General features: G+C 42.7%; 18 protein-coding genes. 11 read left to right on the top strand and 7 right to left on the bottom strand.

Annotated elements, in window-relative coordinates; genetic code table 11:
- Window positions 1-311: 311 nt before the first annotated feature.
- Window positions 312-590: a hypothetical protein gene (locus MHH79_RS06615; protein WP_003232791.1), complete on the top strand. Its 279-nt coding sequence runs from the start codon at window positions 312-314 to the stop codon at window positions 588-590.
- A 30-nt stretch (window positions 591-620) separates the two neighbouring features.
- Here the strand turns inward: MHH79_RS06615 and MHH79_RS06610 are convergent, their stop codons facing one another.
- From MHH79_RS06610 to fdhF, 4 genes are all read right to left on the bottom strand, one after another.
- Window positions 621-1,223, bottom strand: a complete 603-nt coding sequence (locus MHH79_RS06610; protein WP_340035056.1) for an NUDIX hydrolase — start codon at window positions 1,221-1,223, stop codon at window positions 621-623.
- Window positions 1,224-1,313: 90 nt separating this feature from the next.
- A complete protein-coding gene (locus MHH79_RS06605; RefSeq protein ID WP_047182464.1) occupies window positions 1,314-1,904 on the bottom strand; it encodes a DUF4352 domain-containing protein in 591 nt (196 codons plus the stop codon).
- A 289-nt stretch (window positions 1,905-2,193) separates the two neighbouring features.
- Complete coding sequence (locus tag MHH79_RS06600) at window positions 2,194-2,754, bottom strand: DUF1641 domain-containing protein (protein WP_029726254.1); 561 nt, start codon at window positions 2,752-2,754, stop codon at window positions 2,194-2,196.
- Window positions 2,747-5,704 (bottom strand): formate dehydrogenase subunit alpha, encoded by a 2,958-nt coding sequence (gene fdhF, locus MHH79_RS06595; protein WP_340035055.1) that lies wholly within the window; start codon window positions 5,702-5,704, stop codon window positions 2,747-2,749. Before fdhF ends, MHH79_RS06600 begins: the two co-directional genes overlap by 8 nt.
- A 145-nt stretch (window positions 5,705-5,849) precedes the next feature.
- Here fdhF and MHH79_RS06590 point away from each other — a divergent pair, with 145 nt between their 5' ends.
- Entirely contained in the window at window positions 5,850-6,425 is a 576-nt protein-coding gene (locus MHH79_RS06590; RefSeq protein ID WP_063335065.1) for a YjgB family protein, read from the top strand.
- A gap of 101 nt (window positions 6,426-6,526) precedes the next feature.
- On the top strand, window positions 6,527-6,925 hold the full coding sequence (locus MHH79_RS06585; RefSeq protein ID WP_041517813.1) for a DUF2809 domain-containing protein: 399 nt from the start codon (window positions 6,527-6,529) through the stop codon (window positions 6,923-6,925).
- A gap of 8 nt (window positions 6,926-6,933) precedes the next feature.
- On the opposite strand, the gene MHH79_RS06580 is transcribed toward MHH79_RS06585, so the two are convergent.
- The gene (locus tag MHH79_RS06580) at window positions 6,934-7,833 is read right to left on the bottom strand and encodes a DUF2268 domain-containing protein (RefSeq protein ID WP_100506165.1); all 900 of its coding nucleotides are present in this window, start codon (window positions 7,831-7,833) and stop codon (window positions 6,934-6,936) included.
- A gap of 126 nt (window positions 7,834-7,959) precedes the next feature.
- Here MHH79_RS06580 and MHH79_RS06575 point away from each other — a divergent pair, with 126 nt between their 5' ends.
- Together MHH79_RS06575 and MHH79_RS06570 are read left to right on the top strand one after the other, a co-directional pair.
- Window positions 7,960-8,127, top strand: a complete 168-nt coding sequence (locus tag MHH79_RS06575; protein ID WP_014476499.1) for a YjfB family protein — start codon at window positions 7,960-7,962, stop codon at window positions 8,125-8,127.
- Window positions 8,128-8,255: 128 nt separating this feature from the next.
- A complete protein-coding gene (locus MHH79_RS06570) occupies window positions 8,256-8,729 on the top strand; it encodes a YjfA family protein (RefSeq protein ID WP_015383395.1) in 474 nt (157 codons plus the stop codon).
- Between the two features lie 39 nt (window positions 8,730-8,768).
- Here MHH79_RS06570 and pdaC read toward each other — a convergent pair whose 3' ends face one another.
- Window positions 8,769-10,172 (bottom strand): peptidoglycan-N-acetylmuramic acid deacetylase PdaC, encoded by a 1,404-nt coding sequence (gene pdaC, locus MHH79_RS06565; protein ID WP_100506166.1) that lies wholly within the window; start codon window positions 10,170-10,172, stop codon window positions 8,769-8,771.
- A gap of 254 nt (window positions 10,173-10,426) precedes the next feature.
- Between pdaC and cotT the strand changes: the two genes are divergently transcribed.
- From cotT to MHH79_RS06545, 4 genes are all read left to right on the top strand, one after another.
- Window positions 10,427-10,660 carry a spore coat protein CotT gene (gene cotT / locus MHH79_RS06560; protein ID WP_014479515.1) on the top strand — a complete coding sequence of 78 codons (234 nt, stop codon included), beginning with the start codon at window positions 10,427-10,429 and terminating at the stop codon, window positions 10,658-10,660.
- A 123-nt stretch (window positions 10,661-10,783) separates the two neighbouring features.
- Window positions 10,784-11,773, top strand: a complete 990-nt coding sequence (gene cyoE, locus MHH79_RS06555; protein WP_100506276.1) for a heme o synthase — start codon at window positions 10,784-10,786, stop codon at window positions 11,771-11,773.
- Window positions 11,774-12,392: 619 nt separating this feature from the next.
- Window positions 12,393-12,722 (top strand): YjdJ family protein, encoded by a 330-nt coding sequence (locus tag MHH79_RS06550; protein WP_003232822.1) that lies wholly within the window; start codon window positions 12,393-12,395, stop codon window positions 12,720-12,722.
- A gap of 165 nt (window positions 12,723-12,887) precedes the next feature.
- Window positions 12,888-13,082 carry a DUF4177 domain-containing protein gene (locus MHH79_RS06545; protein ID WP_003232825.1) on the top strand — a complete coding sequence of 65 codons (195 nt, stop codon included), beginning with the start codon at window positions 12,888-12,890 and terminating at the stop codon, window positions 13,080-13,082.
- A 40-nt stretch (window positions 13,083-13,122) separates the two neighbouring features.
- Here the strand turns inward: MHH79_RS06545 and ybaK are convergent, their stop codons facing one another.
- A complete protein-coding gene (ybaK, locus tag MHH79_RS06540; RefSeq protein ID WP_100506167.1) occupies window positions 13,123-13,602 on the bottom strand; it encodes a Cys-tRNA(Pro) deacylase in 480 nt (159 codons plus the stop codon).
- Between the two features lie 228 nt (window positions 13,603-13,830).
- Between ybaK and MHH79_RS06535 the strand changes: the two genes are divergently transcribed.
- Both MHH79_RS06535 and MHH79_RS06530 read left to right on the top strand, forming a co-directional pair.
- Window positions 13,831-14,226, top strand: coding sequence for a hypothetical protein (locus MHH79_RS06535; RefSeq protein WP_009967031.1), 396 nt, complete (start codon window positions 13,831-13,833; stop codon window positions 14,224-14,226).
- Between the two features lie 218 nt (window positions 14,227-14,444).
- Window positions 14,445-14,951: a GNAT family N-acetyltransferase gene (locus tag MHH79_RS06530; RefSeq protein WP_340035054.1), complete on the top strand. Its 507-nt coding sequence runs from the start codon at window positions 14,445-14,447 to the stop codon at window positions 14,949-14,951.
- Window positions 14,952-14,978 lie beyond the last annotated feature (27 nt).

Below are 14,978 nucleotides of genomic sequence, written 5' to 3'. Positions count from 1 at the left end.
ACAAATAATCAAATTGATAACAGCAGGCAGGCGATCACGATGTTCGATGCAGGCATCATATATTCCCCCTCGAATTTCGTTCATCTTACCATAATCTTTCAATTTTTTTCTATTCTGCACTGCTGTTTTGGCTCACAACGTGACCTTAGGCATAAGCACGCAAATCCAATATGGATTCAATTGCACCGCTCCGCTCAAAAAACGTCTCTGTTTCCAACCAAATGCACTAACTCCAAAAATGACTTTCCCATTATGTAAAATAAGCTGATTCTATGATTAAATAGAAGGTAAAAGGTGAAGGAGAGAACAACGTGGCAGCACAGACTGATTACAAAAAACAAGTTGTCGGCATCCTACTTTCACTTGCATTCGTACTGTTTGTGTTCTCTTTTTCTGAGAGACATGAAAAACCGCTTGTTGAGGGAAAAAAACAGGAAAACTGGCATACTGTCGTCGACAAAGCCTCTGTCAAAATTTATGGCAGCCGATTAGTTGAAGAAAACAAATTAAAGCAAAAACTCGGCCATAAACAAGCCGATTCTATTTTGACCCTTCTGAAACTCGCCAACGAAAAACACATTACATTATAAAAAAGAAAGAGCCCATAGGCTCTTTCTTTTTTAGTCAAATATCGTTTTCTTGTCCGGATGGCGCAAAAAGTCAAACAGCATGCTAAGCTGTGAGGGTGTGTTTCGTTTGGGAGAAAGCGGCGGGAGGCTGTCTTCCGGAAAAAAAGCGGTATGATTCGTCTCGATCCCTGTTTCCCCCTGCCCGCCCGTCATGCTGCATGCGATGAAGATTTTATAATAGTGATAAGGCTGAGGGGGATGGGAGTGTTTATGGCTGTCTAGCACGGCCAGCAATCGAGACGGCTCCGTATCGTACCCCGACTCTTCTTTGATTTCCTTGACGACGTTTTCAGCTGGCGATAAACCAATCTCGCAAAATCCACCCGGCAGCGACCACAGCTCATCATGCTTCTCCCGGACAAGCAAAATCTGATTCTCTCGGAATACTGCGCCGCGAACATCCGATTTCGGTGTCGGATAGCCCTTCTCGCCTTGCCATAAATCAGTGATGACTTCAATCTCCTTCTCCGAGTAATCCGCCATCATTTCCGCGCTGAGCTTCATTAGCTCTTCGTACCTTTCCCTGTCATACACATCCTTAGAAAAAGCCAGCCCCGCTTGGGCGATTGCCCGAATCAGCCATTTGGTTTGCATAATCGATCACCTCACTACCATTTTATACCATAAGTCTTTAAAATAAAAAAAGCATGCTCCGATCTACCGGTGACATGCTCAAAAGATACCTTAATTCAATTTTACCAAATATGTAATATCCTCTGTTTCAAAATTTAAAAATGATGGATTATATGATAGAGTAAGGTTTTTTTCTCCTTTTGGAATCACAAAACTGACTGTGCCTGATACCTTTTTACCCGAGGCTAACTTCCCTGATTTTAGGCTTGTTTTCAGGTCAGCAGTAGATACTATGTTTGCTCTGATCGTTTGATCCTTGCTGTCTTTCAATTCAAAACCGCCACTCGTATAATTGAAAGGCTTGTCGCTTGTATTTTCGATCGTTACCTCAGCTATTAAAAATTCTTCCTTTTGATTTATTGTTTTTTCTTTATCTCCTATTTTCGCCTTATATTCACCTTGTTCTGCCGTCGTATATACTTTATTGACCGAGAAATTTGTGCTGGAAGCTTTAAAAGTTTCGCCTACTTTATGCACCTTTTCATCCGTTTTGGTTTCGTTTTTCCCCTCTGTTTTCTTTTCCGTTGCTGTTGCTTCTTTCTTTGCTGTCTTTTGCTCAGCTGACGCATCACTTGACTTGCTGCACGCAGAAAGCGCAAAGCCAATCGCTAGCACAAACAAAATGAATAATGCTTTTTTCATTGCTGTTCCTCCATCTAAAGTAATCGTTTTCTATTATAATCACGCTTTTCCTTTTCTTAACAGAGAACAAAGTAACAAATTACTCTATCATTTCCATTCTATTATAGGTCAGCCAATGATATAGATATCTATCCTCTACTGAAAAAATACTGGACGGGCCTATGCTGTCATATCATTTTTCCAAAATCAAAGCTACTTTGTCTTGTTTCTAAATTAGATCTTTCATCCCAGTTCCTAAGACTCACCTCACAAAAAAACCCGAGCTGGCTGAAGCCGCTCGGGCGGGAGATCAATCTCGTTTATTCATTCCTCTTTTCTCTCGAGGTTCCTGATGATGTTTTTGGTGTTCCGGAGGCTGCGTCGTGCGTTCCAGCTCCTTTGTATCTTGTCCCATTCCTTTTAAAAAGGAAAAGAGCAGTGTAATTGATTTGTTGATTTCCGGGTCTTTTAGCGAGCGGATAATATCAAAATAACCTGTCTTTTCTTCGCTGTTTTTCTGCTCTACAGCACTTGCCACTCCCGCATTCACTTTCAAAATGAGGGGCTCCAGCTGCTTCACATCCAGCATGCCGAGTGTCCCAAACAGAAGAAGCAGATTTTTCAGCGTATTGGCTGTTTCCTCTGTATCTGCCTTTTTCACCAGAATATCAAGAACTTTATCCCCTTGACCAAAAAGGCCGCGGAGCAACGGCAGGACACCGCGCTCGTTCATATGGCCCAGCATATGCAAGGTTTCGAGAATCGCTTCTTTGTGATCAACTAGAGCATCTTCAATTTCCCGCAAATCACGCTTCCGCTGATCCTCTTCGGTTACCTCGATTTTTTGGATTCGTTTAATCGCTTTAGCCATTATGGCCCATCCCCCTTTTCACAGCGTCACCAGGGAAAATATAATCCTTCCGCGCCCATTTCTTTTGAACCTGCACACCGATTTGCGGCTGCGGATTGCCGTTGCGGTGGTTGATCTTAGGCATCGGGCTGATTCCGTCCTGCTTCAAAATTTCCATCTTGGCCGATGTTTCTTTGTAAGCAGGCGTATCGGTATCCTTATCGGCATGGCTGCCTGTTAACAGGTTGATCGCCGCTTCCCCTGAATCGTTCATTGGCAGATATACTTCCTTCCCTTTGACTCGATCAGTAATCAGGCACTTCACTTTGACATTTCCGAAAGGCGATGTGAGTCTGACGAGGGTTCCGTCCTGAATCCCTCGTTCTGCCGCAAGCTCAGGAGAAATTTCTAAGAACACTTCCGGTGTTTTCTCCGAAATCCCTTTTGATTTGTAAGTCAGATTCCCTTCGTGGAAATGCTCCAAGAGCCGCCCATTGTTGACATGGATATCATATTCCTCACCGAATTCCTCAGGCTCTGTCCACTGGACAGGGTAGAGAATGGCCTTGCCGTCCGGGAAAGGGAAGCGCTCTGTAAAGAGTAAAGGCGAATCCTTTCCATCAGCGTTTACAGGCCATTGCAGGGAATTATAGCCTTCAAGACGTTCATAGGTGACACCGGCATAAATCGGCGACAGCTTGGCTGCTTCCTCCATAATGTCTGCAGGATGCTCATAGTGCCAGCCGGCGCCAAGCTTATTGGCAACCTCCATAATAATCTGCCAATCCGGCTTTGATTCGCCCAGCGGTTCAAATACCTGATACAAACGCTGAATCCGGCGTTCTGTGTTTGTAAAGGTTCCTTCTTTTTCAAGGCTTGGGCTCGCAGGAAGAACCACATCAGCAAACTCCGCTGTACGTGAAAGGAAAATGTCCTGCACCACAAAGAAATCAAGCTTTTCATATGCGGCGTGTACATGATTGATGTTGGAATCCACCAGGCCCATTTCTTCACCTTTTACATACATCGCTTTCAGCTGTCCGGAATGGATTTTTTCAATCATTTCGTGGTTGGTCATACCCGGCTCCTTCGGCAGCGGCACGCCCCACGCCCGCTCGTATTTTTGGCGGACTTGTTCGTCCGTCACTTTTTCATAGCCCGGCATTCTGTCAGGCATGCTTCCGAAGTCACTTGCTCCCTGCACATTGTTATGGCCGCGCAATGGGTAAGAACCTGCTCCCGGTTTTCCGTAGTTTCCTGTCACAAGCAGCAGATTAGATATCGCCGTGCTCGTGTCGCTTCCTCCAATGTGCTGTGTCACGCCCATCGCCCACAATGCGCACACACTGTCAGCTTGCCCGATCATCTCTGCCATTTGGATAAGGGTTTCTCGATCAATCCCGGTTTTCTCCTCGGCATATTCAAGTGTGTACGGCGCGAGGCTTTTTACATATTCATCCCGTCCGTTCACTCTTTCTCTCAAAAATCGTTCATCGGCCTTGCCGTTTTCTATTAAATATTTGGCGATCGCATTCAGCCAGACGATATCCGATCCGGCACGCGGCTGGACAAATAAATCGGAGCGTTCTGCCATTTCGTGTTTTCTGATATCCGCGACGATCACTTTCTGCCCTCTTAACTTATGAGCCCGTTTAATGCGAGTGGATAAGACTGGATGCGACTCAGACGTGTTCGAACCGATAATCAAAACAAGGTCCGCTTGCGCGATATCTGTAATTGATCCTGAATCACCGCCATAGCCGACTGTCCGGAACAGGCCGGCAGTCGCAGGAGATTGGCAATAGCGAGAGCAGTTGTCCACATTATTTGTGCCAATGACCCCTCTGGCCAGCTTTTGCATAAGATAGGATTCTTCATTTGTACATTTAGAAGATGTAATAAAAGCGAGAGAATCCGGGCCAAACGCCTCTTTTAATTCCGTGAACTTGCTGGCGATCAGCGATAACGCCTCCTCCCACTCTGCTTCACGGAAATGGTCACCTTCACGGATCAGCGGCTTTGTCAGGCGTTCTTCGCTGTTAACGAAATCCCAGCCGAACTTGCCTTTCACACAAGTAGAAATGCCGTTGGCTGGCGCTTCCTCCTGCGGCTCTACTTTCAGAATGTCTCTGCCCTTTGTCCAGACATCAAAGCTGCAGCCGACGCCGCAATACGTGCAGACGGTTTTCGTTTTTTTGATTCGTTCATCACGCATGGCGGATTCCATATCAGAAATGGCGAGAATCGAGCCGTAGCCTGTCTCTACGCCTTTCGTGATCTCGATCATCGGTCGCAGCGTTTCGTTATTGATGCCTGTTAAATATCCGGCTTCCCCTTCCATTCCTTTTTCCATCATCGCGTTGCACGGACAGACCGTTGAACAATGGCCGCATGACACACATGACGACTCATTGATCGGCACGTCGTTATCCCAAATGACGCGCGGGCGTTCCCGCTCCCAGTCAATGGTCAGCGTTTCAGTTACCTGAACGTCCTGGCATGCTTCAACACAGCGCCCGCACAAAATACATTGATCTGGATCATACCGATAAAACGGATGGGATTCATCCTTATGGTATGGCTTGTGATCAAACGGAATGCTTTGGTGATTGATTTTCATTTCCTTCACCGTATTATGTATTTCGCATCCCCCATTGTTGTAATCGCAAACTGTACAATAAAGCTCATGATTATATAAAATCTTGTCCATCCCGATGACTTGCGCTTTTTTCACGTCAGGCGAGAGCGTATCAATGATATCCCCATCCTTTAATTCAGCGGAGCACGACCTCTTCAGCTCACCATTGATGCTGACGATGCACGTATCACATGTTTCAATCGGCCCTAAGCTTGGATGATAGCAAACTTGCGGCACTTCTATCGAGCTGTTATTCAAAAGCTGCAGCACCGTCTGTTCCTCGGACGCTTCCATTTCAACGCCGTTTATTGTGATTGTTTTCTTGCCAGCCATCTCCATTCCCCTTTCTTGCTTTATATACCGAATTACCTATTTCAGTTCCCTTACAACAACTCAATAAAACATACAAAGCGCACTCACATGTTTTATTGCACAAACACAGGGAAACGGAATGGTAGATCAATAAGGAGGGATCAACATGAAAAAGACAATGTCTGCTATTACCGCGGCGGCAGCAATAACAAGTTGTTTTACAGGCTTTGGGGCTGCGTCCTTTTCAGCACCGGCAAAGGCCGCAGCTCAAACAAACACGCTCTCCGAAAACACGAATCAATCAGCCGCCGAGCTTGTCAAAAACCTCTATAACACCGCCTATAAAGGGGAAATGCCTCAGCAGGCGCAAGGCCTCACCATTAACAAAAGCACAAAAGGCGATGTCCATGCTGCGTTTGGGGAACCGGAAAGACCAGTCGGGGGAGACAATCGATTTGATTTATATCACTGGAATATGGGACAGCCGGGCTACGGATTTTCCTATCATAAAGACATGACAATTTCAGAAGTCCGTTACTTTGGAACCGGTGTGGAACGGCAGCTGAATTTAGGCGGAGTTACGCCGGAAGTGCTGCAGAAGCAATTAGGACCAGCAAATCGGGTGTTAACCGTCCCGTTTACCGATGAAATCGATTATGTATATGATACAGGCCGCTATGAACTCCATTTTGTAATAGGCACGGATCAGACAGCCGACCATGTAAACCTAAAAGCAAAATAAACACCCTACGCGGCTATTCAGCCGCTTTTTTTAGTGGACAAATAAAAGCTATATTCCTTACAATACAGGGAGATGAAACAGAGACGGGGTATCAATTCGCAATGAAGCGAAATCGTTGGATATATGTAGTTTTCACCATACTGATCATTGGGCTGGGGCTTGGATCCAGAGCATTCTCCAGTGTTCTTCCTGATACCCTCAATACTTATCTGGGAGACTCGTTGTGGGCCGCCATGATCTTTACGGGATGCGGATTTCTATTTCGGAAGCTGAAGACAATGATAACGGGCATTATCAGTCTTTCTTTCTGTTTTGTCATTGAATTCAGCCAGCTCTATCATGCCGAATGGATCGACCAGATTAGGGATACTTCTCTTGGCGGACTTGTACTGGGGTACGGTTTTTTATGGAGCGATATCGAAGCATATACAATCGGAATTGCCGCCTGTGCCGCCATAGAACTGCTGGTTTTGGGAATCAAAAAGCGCCGCTGTATGTGACGCTTTTTTCATGTAGAAAACAGCCCGCATTGAGAAAGAATGGTCTTCGCATCCAAACGTGTGGCCTCGCTTATCGTGATATGATGTTGATTCATAAATGACTGAACGACATGATATCCAACCGCATAACCTGCAAAAGCCGATAAACCTGCAGGCTTAAAGCCTTGGTCGTTAGCAATTGGATCACCAAACATATAACGGCTGACTTCCGAAAATCCTTTCACATCCAGCACCTCATTAATCACATCAATGGAATATTGCAAATCCTCATGATCAAAACGAGTTACCCAAGGGCCCAATCGTTCCGTACCAAACAGCTCTCTGGCGAATGAATCCGCCAATCCTTCAATCACAAGATAATCCCCGACACTTACAGAGCCATGATGAAAATCTATATACGAAAACCGCACATTATGATGAAACTCATGAGCAATAATTGAAGGAATCCTTGGCAGGTTATAACGGTTCGGATCAATCCATACATGAACAAAGTCCGGTATCCCGCCAAACCCGCAGTAGCCTTTTTGCAGCTGAAGTTTATTTGGATCAGCGATATAAAGGCCGAATTTGATCTCCTCTGCATTCACCCGCAGCTGTTCGCGCTCAGCAAAAAATATGCATTGCAAAAGTGCAGATTCAGCTGTCTCTGAAACATATGATTCTTTCAGTATTTGCAGTGCTTTCTGGCCGCTTTCAGCATCACGGACATCCAAATAGCCCAGCATTTTCGCAGCCATGATCACATCATAGCCGTTTGGCTCCTTCGCTTTCAGCGGAACTTGGATGGCGGTCCACATCCTTTCAAACGGCCTCATCATCGTATACCGAAATTCATCTTCTCTTTTCTGTTCTTCCATTGAAAACAGCTTTTCGTATTGCTCAAAGGTCTTTTCCATTACAAGATTCATCCTGATTCCCTCCTTGTCAAAAACATACGATATGCCGCAGCGTAAGGGTCAACAGAGAAAATTAAGCCATTTTTCACTGTAAAATGATACAAAGCCGCCGATAGGTAAGGCATAGGAGGTGGAACGATGGATATTCCTGCTTTATCAGTTGCGATGCATCAAGCATCCCTTGCCCAGAATGTTAATATCGCTTTAACGAAAAAAATGCTGGACACCGCCCAGCAAAATGCCGATCAAACCTTAAAGATGATTCAGCATCCGACTCTCGGACAAACTATTGATGTAAAAGCTTAACCTCACACCAAAGGCGGCCAATAACTCCATCCTCCCGGCCGCCTTTATTGTTCACAAAAAAGCATGCATGTTTTGATTGTTCCTCCGTATGATTTATTGTTTGCCATATTAAGGAGGTCATAAAGGATATGAAAAGACTGTTTACGAAGGCTTTATTGATGTTATTCGCAGTAGTATTTGTTTTTGCCGTCAAAGGAGTACCCGCCAATGCGGAAACCCATGCCTACGATGGAAAAAGCCCTTATTACAATGATTGTGCGTCCAGCGGCTCTACAAAAAAATCCTCAAACTTAGTGAATGCCAGCAATCAAGTCATCGGAGTAGTCGAGCTTAAATTCAGCAGTACATGTAAAACGGCTTGGGCAAAAATCACGATGAATAATACATTGACGTCTGGCTTTGAAGCAAATGCGGAGATTACCCGGAACACGGACGGAAAGAGATATAATTGTGATTCTGCAGGCGGCAATGGAAAAGCGGTGGCCGGCCAAAAGTCTTGCTATACACCGATGGTATATGATTTAGATCCAAGGACTTCTTACGCTTTCGGCAAGTATTCAGGACCAAACTTAAATGTTTGGGCCACCACAGGCTCTTATTAAATAGAAAAAAGGCTGTCCGTACGGACAGCCTTTTTTAATTTATTTCGATTCTCTTTGTTTTTTAACCTCTTCAAGCTGAGAAACTGTAACCAATTGATAGCCTTGATCGGTGAGCTTTTTCATAATTTCATCGGCCGCATCAGCAGAGGTGCGGTAAATATCGTGAATCAAAATGGTTCTTCCATCTCCCGCCTGATTCATGACACGGTCAACAATTGTTTTTTTGTTACGGTCTTTCCAATCTTCCGGGTCAACATTCCATAACGCAACATCCATTTTCATTTGACTCCGCAGTTCATCATTAATGCCGCCGTATGGGGGTCTTACAAGCGTCGGACGGTATCCGCTTATTTTTTCAATGATGTCTTGCGTATCATTGATCTGCTTTAACGCTTCTTTCACTGAAAGCCTTGTGAGAAGCGGATGGCTCCATGAATGGTTCCCCACCTCATTTCCTTCTTTCAGCATTCTTATTAGCGTTTCCGGATAATATTGAACCCTGCTCCCCAAAACAAAAAACGTGGCATGACCCTTATATTTCTTCAAGGAGTCTAGAATCTGATTTGTTGTCGCAGGATTCGGGCCGTCGTCGAAAGTAAGCGCAATGACTTTTTGATTTGGATCAACCGTTTCCTCTTTGGGTAAAGAAATCACTTCATGCTTCGGCTTTTGTTCTTTGATTTTATTTTTATTTTTTGCTTTATCAATATATTGTTCTTTCAGAATGTCTTTTAAAAGACTTTTTTTAATGGCAATCGATTGCTCTCCAAGATAGCCTGCTGCAACCTGATATGTGTCAAAGTAAAGTTCGATATAATCCTCCTTGATGGCAAAGCGGCTGAAATTTTCTTTTTTCGGAGCCGTCCCTTCCTTTAACAGTGCATCGTCCGCTGCAATGTCCTTATTCTTTTTCAGCTCATGATAAGCGATTAACGAAAGCTTATGTAAGTAGTCAGCGTCCTCTTTGAAAATATTATCAATGGAAAGAAACGCTTGTTTACTAAAATCATAGTTAAACGTTTTTTTCACGGTTTGCCCGTGTGCCCCGCCGATGTATTTATATTCATTAAATACAATCGCCACTGTCTGTTTGGCATAATGGACAATTTTATAATCAACATTTAATTCGTTGCGTTTTGTCGTATGCTCTTGATCAACGTCTTTTGTTTCCTTTTGAAATTGACGAACCTCTTTTTCTGCAAATCTTTTTAATGCCGAATCCATTTTTTCATTTTTGAAAACGGGATAGTTAACCGCGTAATTAAAAGTTTTCCCGTCATTCACAAGTGTCGCGATCTCAACATTCCCATATTGAGAATCAGTTCTTACTTTATTCATGACCGTTTCTTTTTTCAATGAATGATTATGGAAAAAGCCGATAAGACCCACCACACATACAACTGCTATTAATACATGAAACCATTTGATTCTTTTTGCCAACAACAAAAACTCCTTCTTTCGCAGCCATTTCGATTTACTCTTCGTCAGTTGGAACTGTATCTATTTAGAAATGATTTTGTAACATTGTAGTAATATTTATTTCACATTTGTAATACTATGAGATTTAGAAGTTCATGTCAATCCTTTTTAAGGAATTTCATCATAAAAAAAAACCGAGTTTCATGAATGGACATACACCCAACTTAAGCATCAAGAATATGGTAAAAGGAATAAAAAAAGCTAGGGAGGTTTTCCTCTTGGATTACCCTTTGAATGAACAGCCATTTGAACAAATTACCCCTTATGATGAAAGACAGCCTTATTATTATCCGCGTCCGAGACGGCCATTTTATCCGCCTTATTATTATCCGTTCTACCCGTTTTATCCGCGCCCGCCTTATTACTACCCGCGCCCGCGACCGCCTTACTACCCTTGGTACGGTTACGGCGGCGGATATGGCGGAGGATATGGCGGAGGTTACGGTTACTAGTCGCCGCATATCAAAATGGGGGCAGTCCAGCTCCCCATTTTTTTTGTTTTAAAAATGACAATATCATGACAAATATAGGAAATAATTGTGATTCCGTCCCCCTCTTGTTACGATAACAAAAGCATGCAGTTTTGGGGGAGGCGTCTATTTTTGGAGAATACAAGAGATTCTGCAGCCATATCTGAAACAAAATACATAAAAGCTTCGAACCGGGTAACCATTTACGATTTTATCAAACTTGCAAAACCCGGCATTATCATATCAAACTCGATAGCAGCCTTCGGCGGATTTTGGATCGCGTTTGCAAGCGCAGAAAAAACGTTAACCGGAATGGCTTTTTTGATGACAATGGTGACAGCAATGTTGGGAACCGCGTTTGTGATGGCTTCCGGCACTGTCTATAACAACTATTTTGATCGGCATATGGACGCAAAAATGGCACGCACTCGCAGCAGGGCCTCGGTCACAGGGAAAATGCCGCCAGCCATGATCTTAACATATGGCTCTGTTTTAGGAATCGCAGGTCTTGCCATGCTTTATTCCCTCGATCCATTAACGGCCTTTCTCGGACTGGCCGCCTTTATTTTTTATGCGATCATCTATACGGTATGGGTGAAACGAACGTCTGTGTGGAGCACATTTGTCGGGAGCTTTCCAGGAGCCGCGCCGCCATTGATGGGGTATTGTGCCGTAACCGGTGACTTCAGTATGACAGCAGTGCTGTTGTACACGATTATGTTTCTGTGGCAGCCGCCGCATTTTTGGGCGATTGGGATAAGACGCAAAGAAGAATATCGTGCCGCTGGCGTTCCGCTTTTGCCAGTAGTCAAAGGCAATCATGTAACAAAAATAAAAATGATGCAATATATTGCCGTCCTGGTGCCGGTCACGCTATTATTTCCTTTCTCTCTCGGCACCGGCCATATCAGCCCATTTTATTTCTTAGCCGCCTTGGTTCTCGGAGGCATATGGATCAAAAAAAGCATCAAAGGATTCAAAACAGACGATGACGTGAAGTGGGCAAAGGATATGTTTGTCTACTCGCTTATTTATTTTTGCTTGCTGTTCTTCATCATGATGATCGATTCATTTATGATGTTTCTGATCAGATGATGCAAAAAGAGCCACACATTAATGTGACTCTTTTTTATTTGAAAAAACAGCATCTAATAGAAATGTCACGGCAAAAAACACAGCCATGCAAATCAAAAATCGTATAATCTCACTCAAAATCCAGCTATCAGCTATGCGCATACCATCAGTTTCTCGAAGGGTTGCGCATATTGAAAAAATCATGAGTATGTTTTTTAGGGTTTCTTTATTCATAAAATACCATCGCTTTCTCGATAGGATGACTTAAAGGCAATGAGATAAGTCATAAAGATATAAAATGTGTCGCATCGTTGCATGTTTTGATTGAAAGAAATCATTGTTTTTTTGCCAGCCAATTGTAAAGCTCAGGCAAACAGATGAAAACCGTTTCTGTGAAAAAGCAGATCTAATCGAATGCTTCTATACTCTCTCCACAAATAAAAAATGCTAAGAAATACATTTGTTTCTCTAATCTATAAACCCGCATTCTTTTTCCATCATCAGGTATTATAAGCCAAAAACAAACAAAAAAATAGACTTGCGTTTGAGTTGTATGAAAGTGAAATTGCAAGAATAACCCATACGGTGATAATATATTGTTTGATTTTCCCATATTCATAGATCTGGAGGTCATACAAAAGTGAAGGGAATATTTTTAGTTGTTCAGCTTGGATTTTCTATTATGGTATTTCTGTTTTTAGCTGCTGTTAATTGGTATCAAGGAAGCGAGCTTGTTTCAGATCGATTTGATTGGAACTATACTGCTAAACTCTCAAAACTGCTAAATGGAATTGATGCCGTCAGCAGCCCCAAACAAATTTCACAGCTTGATTTTTTCATCTACTCCGCTAAACATTACCCTGTTATGAGTGCGTTAATGATCATCTCCTTCTTATATGTTCTGGCCGCTCTTTTTTTACTTATATACTCAGTCAAATGCAATAAGCAAGAGATTCATTTGGACTGCTGACCCGGTGACATTCGTTTTATAGCCCCTTAACTCTTTCCAGATGCATACAGGCAGCTGGCATAAATGTATTTGTTTTAGTGAGGGAAATATACTTTCGGCTCTTAACCTAGGTTTTCGGAACTTCTTGCTCCATTTTACGTATACCTTATTAGGAGGGATTAAACGATGAAAGAATATGAATTCGTAAGAGTTGAGCTGAGTACGATGAGAAGAAGACCTAAAGAAGACTACCAGCAAATCATCCATGATTATGCAAAAAGAGGCTGGAGATTTGTTCAGATTTTCGCTCCCAGTATAGATGGGTATGGGGCAGCTGCTTATTTTGAAATCATATTTGAAAGAGATGCAGAAAAAGCTTAATCGATATGACTAAGCTTTTTCGTTTCCCCTATATCTGCATCTATACAATTTCTGCAAATGCGGCATCACATGATTTGGCTAAATCTTGTGGCGCCAACTTTAGCTGCATACCGATTTTCCCTGCACTCACAATGATAAAATCAAGCGTTTCTGCAGATGCATCAATATAGGTCGGGAACAATTTTTTCATGCCAATTGGCGAGCAGCCGCCGCGAAGATAGCCAGTTACCGCTAATAGCTCCTTCATTGCAATCATTTCTATTTTCTTTTCCCCTGTCACCTTTGCTGCCTTTTTTACATCTAACTCTTCTGCAACGGGTACAACAAAGACATAATAATGATTTGTTCCTGCTGCTGCAACCAACGTTTTATATACATATTTCACAGGATAACCGATTTTTTCCGCAACAGAGATGCCATCTACAGGCTGGCCGTCTGTTTTATACCCTAATAACTCATAAGAGATGTTCTGCTGTTCTATCAGACGAACCGCATTTGTTTTTGCTATTTTTTTCGCCATCGTTTTCACCCACTATCAAAATGATGTATGTCTAACTTCTTGCAGTAATATGTAAATTCTATCATCCTAACCTGCATTTTCAAGGTTACTAGCATTGAATCAACGAAAGGACAAACTGATTACCATGGATGCCTATAGCCCATTATTAGTCTACATGGAACAAAACAGGAATGAACAAATAACTCCCACATACAATTTGTATGAATGGAAAATAAAGGAGTGGTTGCTTTGTATCATTACTTTTATGGCCCTGCGTTAATTCCTTACTTTTCACATACTCATAACCCTCAAAGAAGTCCAGACTTTTCAGAAAGACAGCGAAGAAGAGAAATCACATTGACTGTAGATGGCTTTGTCCCCCCATCTTCCACCGAAGATCTTGGAGACGGCTTTTATTCTTACGCATGGACGAACCAACAGGTCATCAATCCAGGTGAATACTTAGTTTGTCATCTTGAAGGAAGAGATATCAACGTGATAAATGGCGGGTTCACTCCGCGCGATACTGCTCCATTGTATGCGGTAGCAAGCTTTCCAAGACGAAGAAACCAATGGGTCATTATCATTCATAATCCTGTGCAAACCCAAAGAGCCATATCGCTTTATTTGATTGCGAAAAGGTAGCACAACATGTTATCAGAAACCCTGCATTCAGGAACAGAAAAACGGGTAGGGACACATTAACATCGGCATTTTCCTACCCGTTTTTGGTCTGGGCAAACTCTCACCTGTCACTCTTTCAATTCCCCTCAATTTCTTCATCTTTCTCTACTGCCATGGTATCAGAGAAAATTGTTATATGTTATCATTATACCCAGTAAAAAGAAAAGAGGATTAGATATATGGTTCTCCTTAAAACGAATCGATTACGATTAAAAACGATTGATATTCCCCTTCTTGACGCCGCGTCTAAACAAGATCATCAGGCTATCAAAGACTTAGGTTATGAAACAAATGGTGAATGGCCAAATTCTGATTTTTTTGAAGCGATACCTTATTTCCGCGAGATTTTAGTCAAAAACAATGGAACAAAAGGATTTGATTCATGGATTATTGTAAAGAAGGACAGTCATGAAATTGTTGGGGGAACTGGATTTTTAGGTGAACCAGACGAAAATGGCATGATTGAAATCGGTTTTGCAATAAATAAAAGTCATCGCCGCAAAGGTTATTGTGTGGAAGCCGCCCAAAAACTAATAAACTGGGCATTAAGCCAAGAAACAGTAAACCGGATCACCGCAAGATGCGAACATGATAATCTAGGCTCACAAAAAACCTTGGAGAAGTTAGGGTTTATATTGGATCATAAATCAGCGGATTATAAACATTGGATATATGTTACAAAGTAGAGTTCTTAATTACAAAAGCAGGCACTG

The organism is Bacillus sp. FSL K6-0993, assembly GCF_037977205.1.
Lineage (GTDB): Bacteria > Bacillota > Bacilli > Bacillales > Bacillaceae > Bacillus > Bacillus subtilis.
Note: the sequence above shows the minus strand (reverse complement) of the source record. Positions and strands in the feature narration are given on the sequence as shown.

What these genes read in the sequence shown, in the direction of transcription:
- MHH79_RS06610 (WP_340035056.1), bottom strand. Translation starts at nt 1,223, where the DNA reads ATGCAAACCAAATGGCTGATTCGGGCAATCGCCCAAGCGGGGCTGGCT.
- MHH79_RS06605 (WP_047182464.1), bottom strand. Translation starts at nt 1,904, where the DNA reads ATGAAAAAAGCATTATTCATTTTGTTTGTGCTAGCGATTGGCTTTGCG.
- MHH79_RS06600 (WP_029726254.1), bottom strand. Translation starts at nt 2,754, where the DNA reads ATGGCTAAAGCGATTAAACGAATCCAAAAAATCGAGGTAACCGAAGAG.
- fdhF (WP_340035055.1), bottom strand. Translation starts at nt 5,704, where the DNA reads ATGGCTGGCAAGAAAACAATCACAATAAACGGCGTTGAAATGGAAGCG.
- MHH79_RS06590 (WP_063335065.1), top strand. Translation starts at nt 5,850, where the DNA reads ATGAAAAAGACAATGTCTGCTATTACCGCGGCGGCAGCAATAACAAGT.
- MHH79_RS06585 (WP_041517813.1), top strand. Translation starts at nt 6,527, where the DNA reads ATGAAGCGAAATCGTTGGATATATGTAGTTTTCACCATACTGATCATT.
- MHH79_RS06580 (WP_100506165.1), bottom strand. Translation starts at nt 7,833, where the DNA reads ATGAATCTTGTAATGGAAAAGACCTTTGAGCAATACGAAAAGCTGTTT.
- MHH79_RS06575 (WP_014476499.1), top strand. Translation starts at nt 7,960, where the DNA reads ATGGATATTCCTGCTTTATCAGTTGCGATGCATCAAGCATCCCTTGCC.
- MHH79_RS06570 (WP_015383395.1), top strand. Translation starts at nt 8,256, where the DNA reads ATGAAAAGACTGTTTACGAAGGCTTTATTGATGTTATTCGCAGTAGTA.
- cyoE (WP_100506276.1), top strand. Translation starts at nt 10,784, where the DNA reads ATGCAGTTTTGGGGGAGGCGTCTATTTTTGGAGAATACAAGAGATTCT.
- MHH79_RS06545 (WP_003232825.1), top strand. Translation starts at nt 12,888, where the DNA reads ATGAAAGAATATGAATTCGTAAGAGTTGAGCTGAGTACGATGAGAAGA.
- ybaK (WP_100506167.1), bottom strand. Translation starts at nt 13,602, where the DNA reads ATGGCGAAAAAAATAGCAAAAACAAATGCGGTTCGTCTGATAGAACAG.
- MHH79_RS06530 (WP_340035054.1), top strand. Translation starts at nt 14,445, where the DNA reads ATGGTTCTCCTTAAAACGAATCGATTACGATTAAAAACGATTGATATT.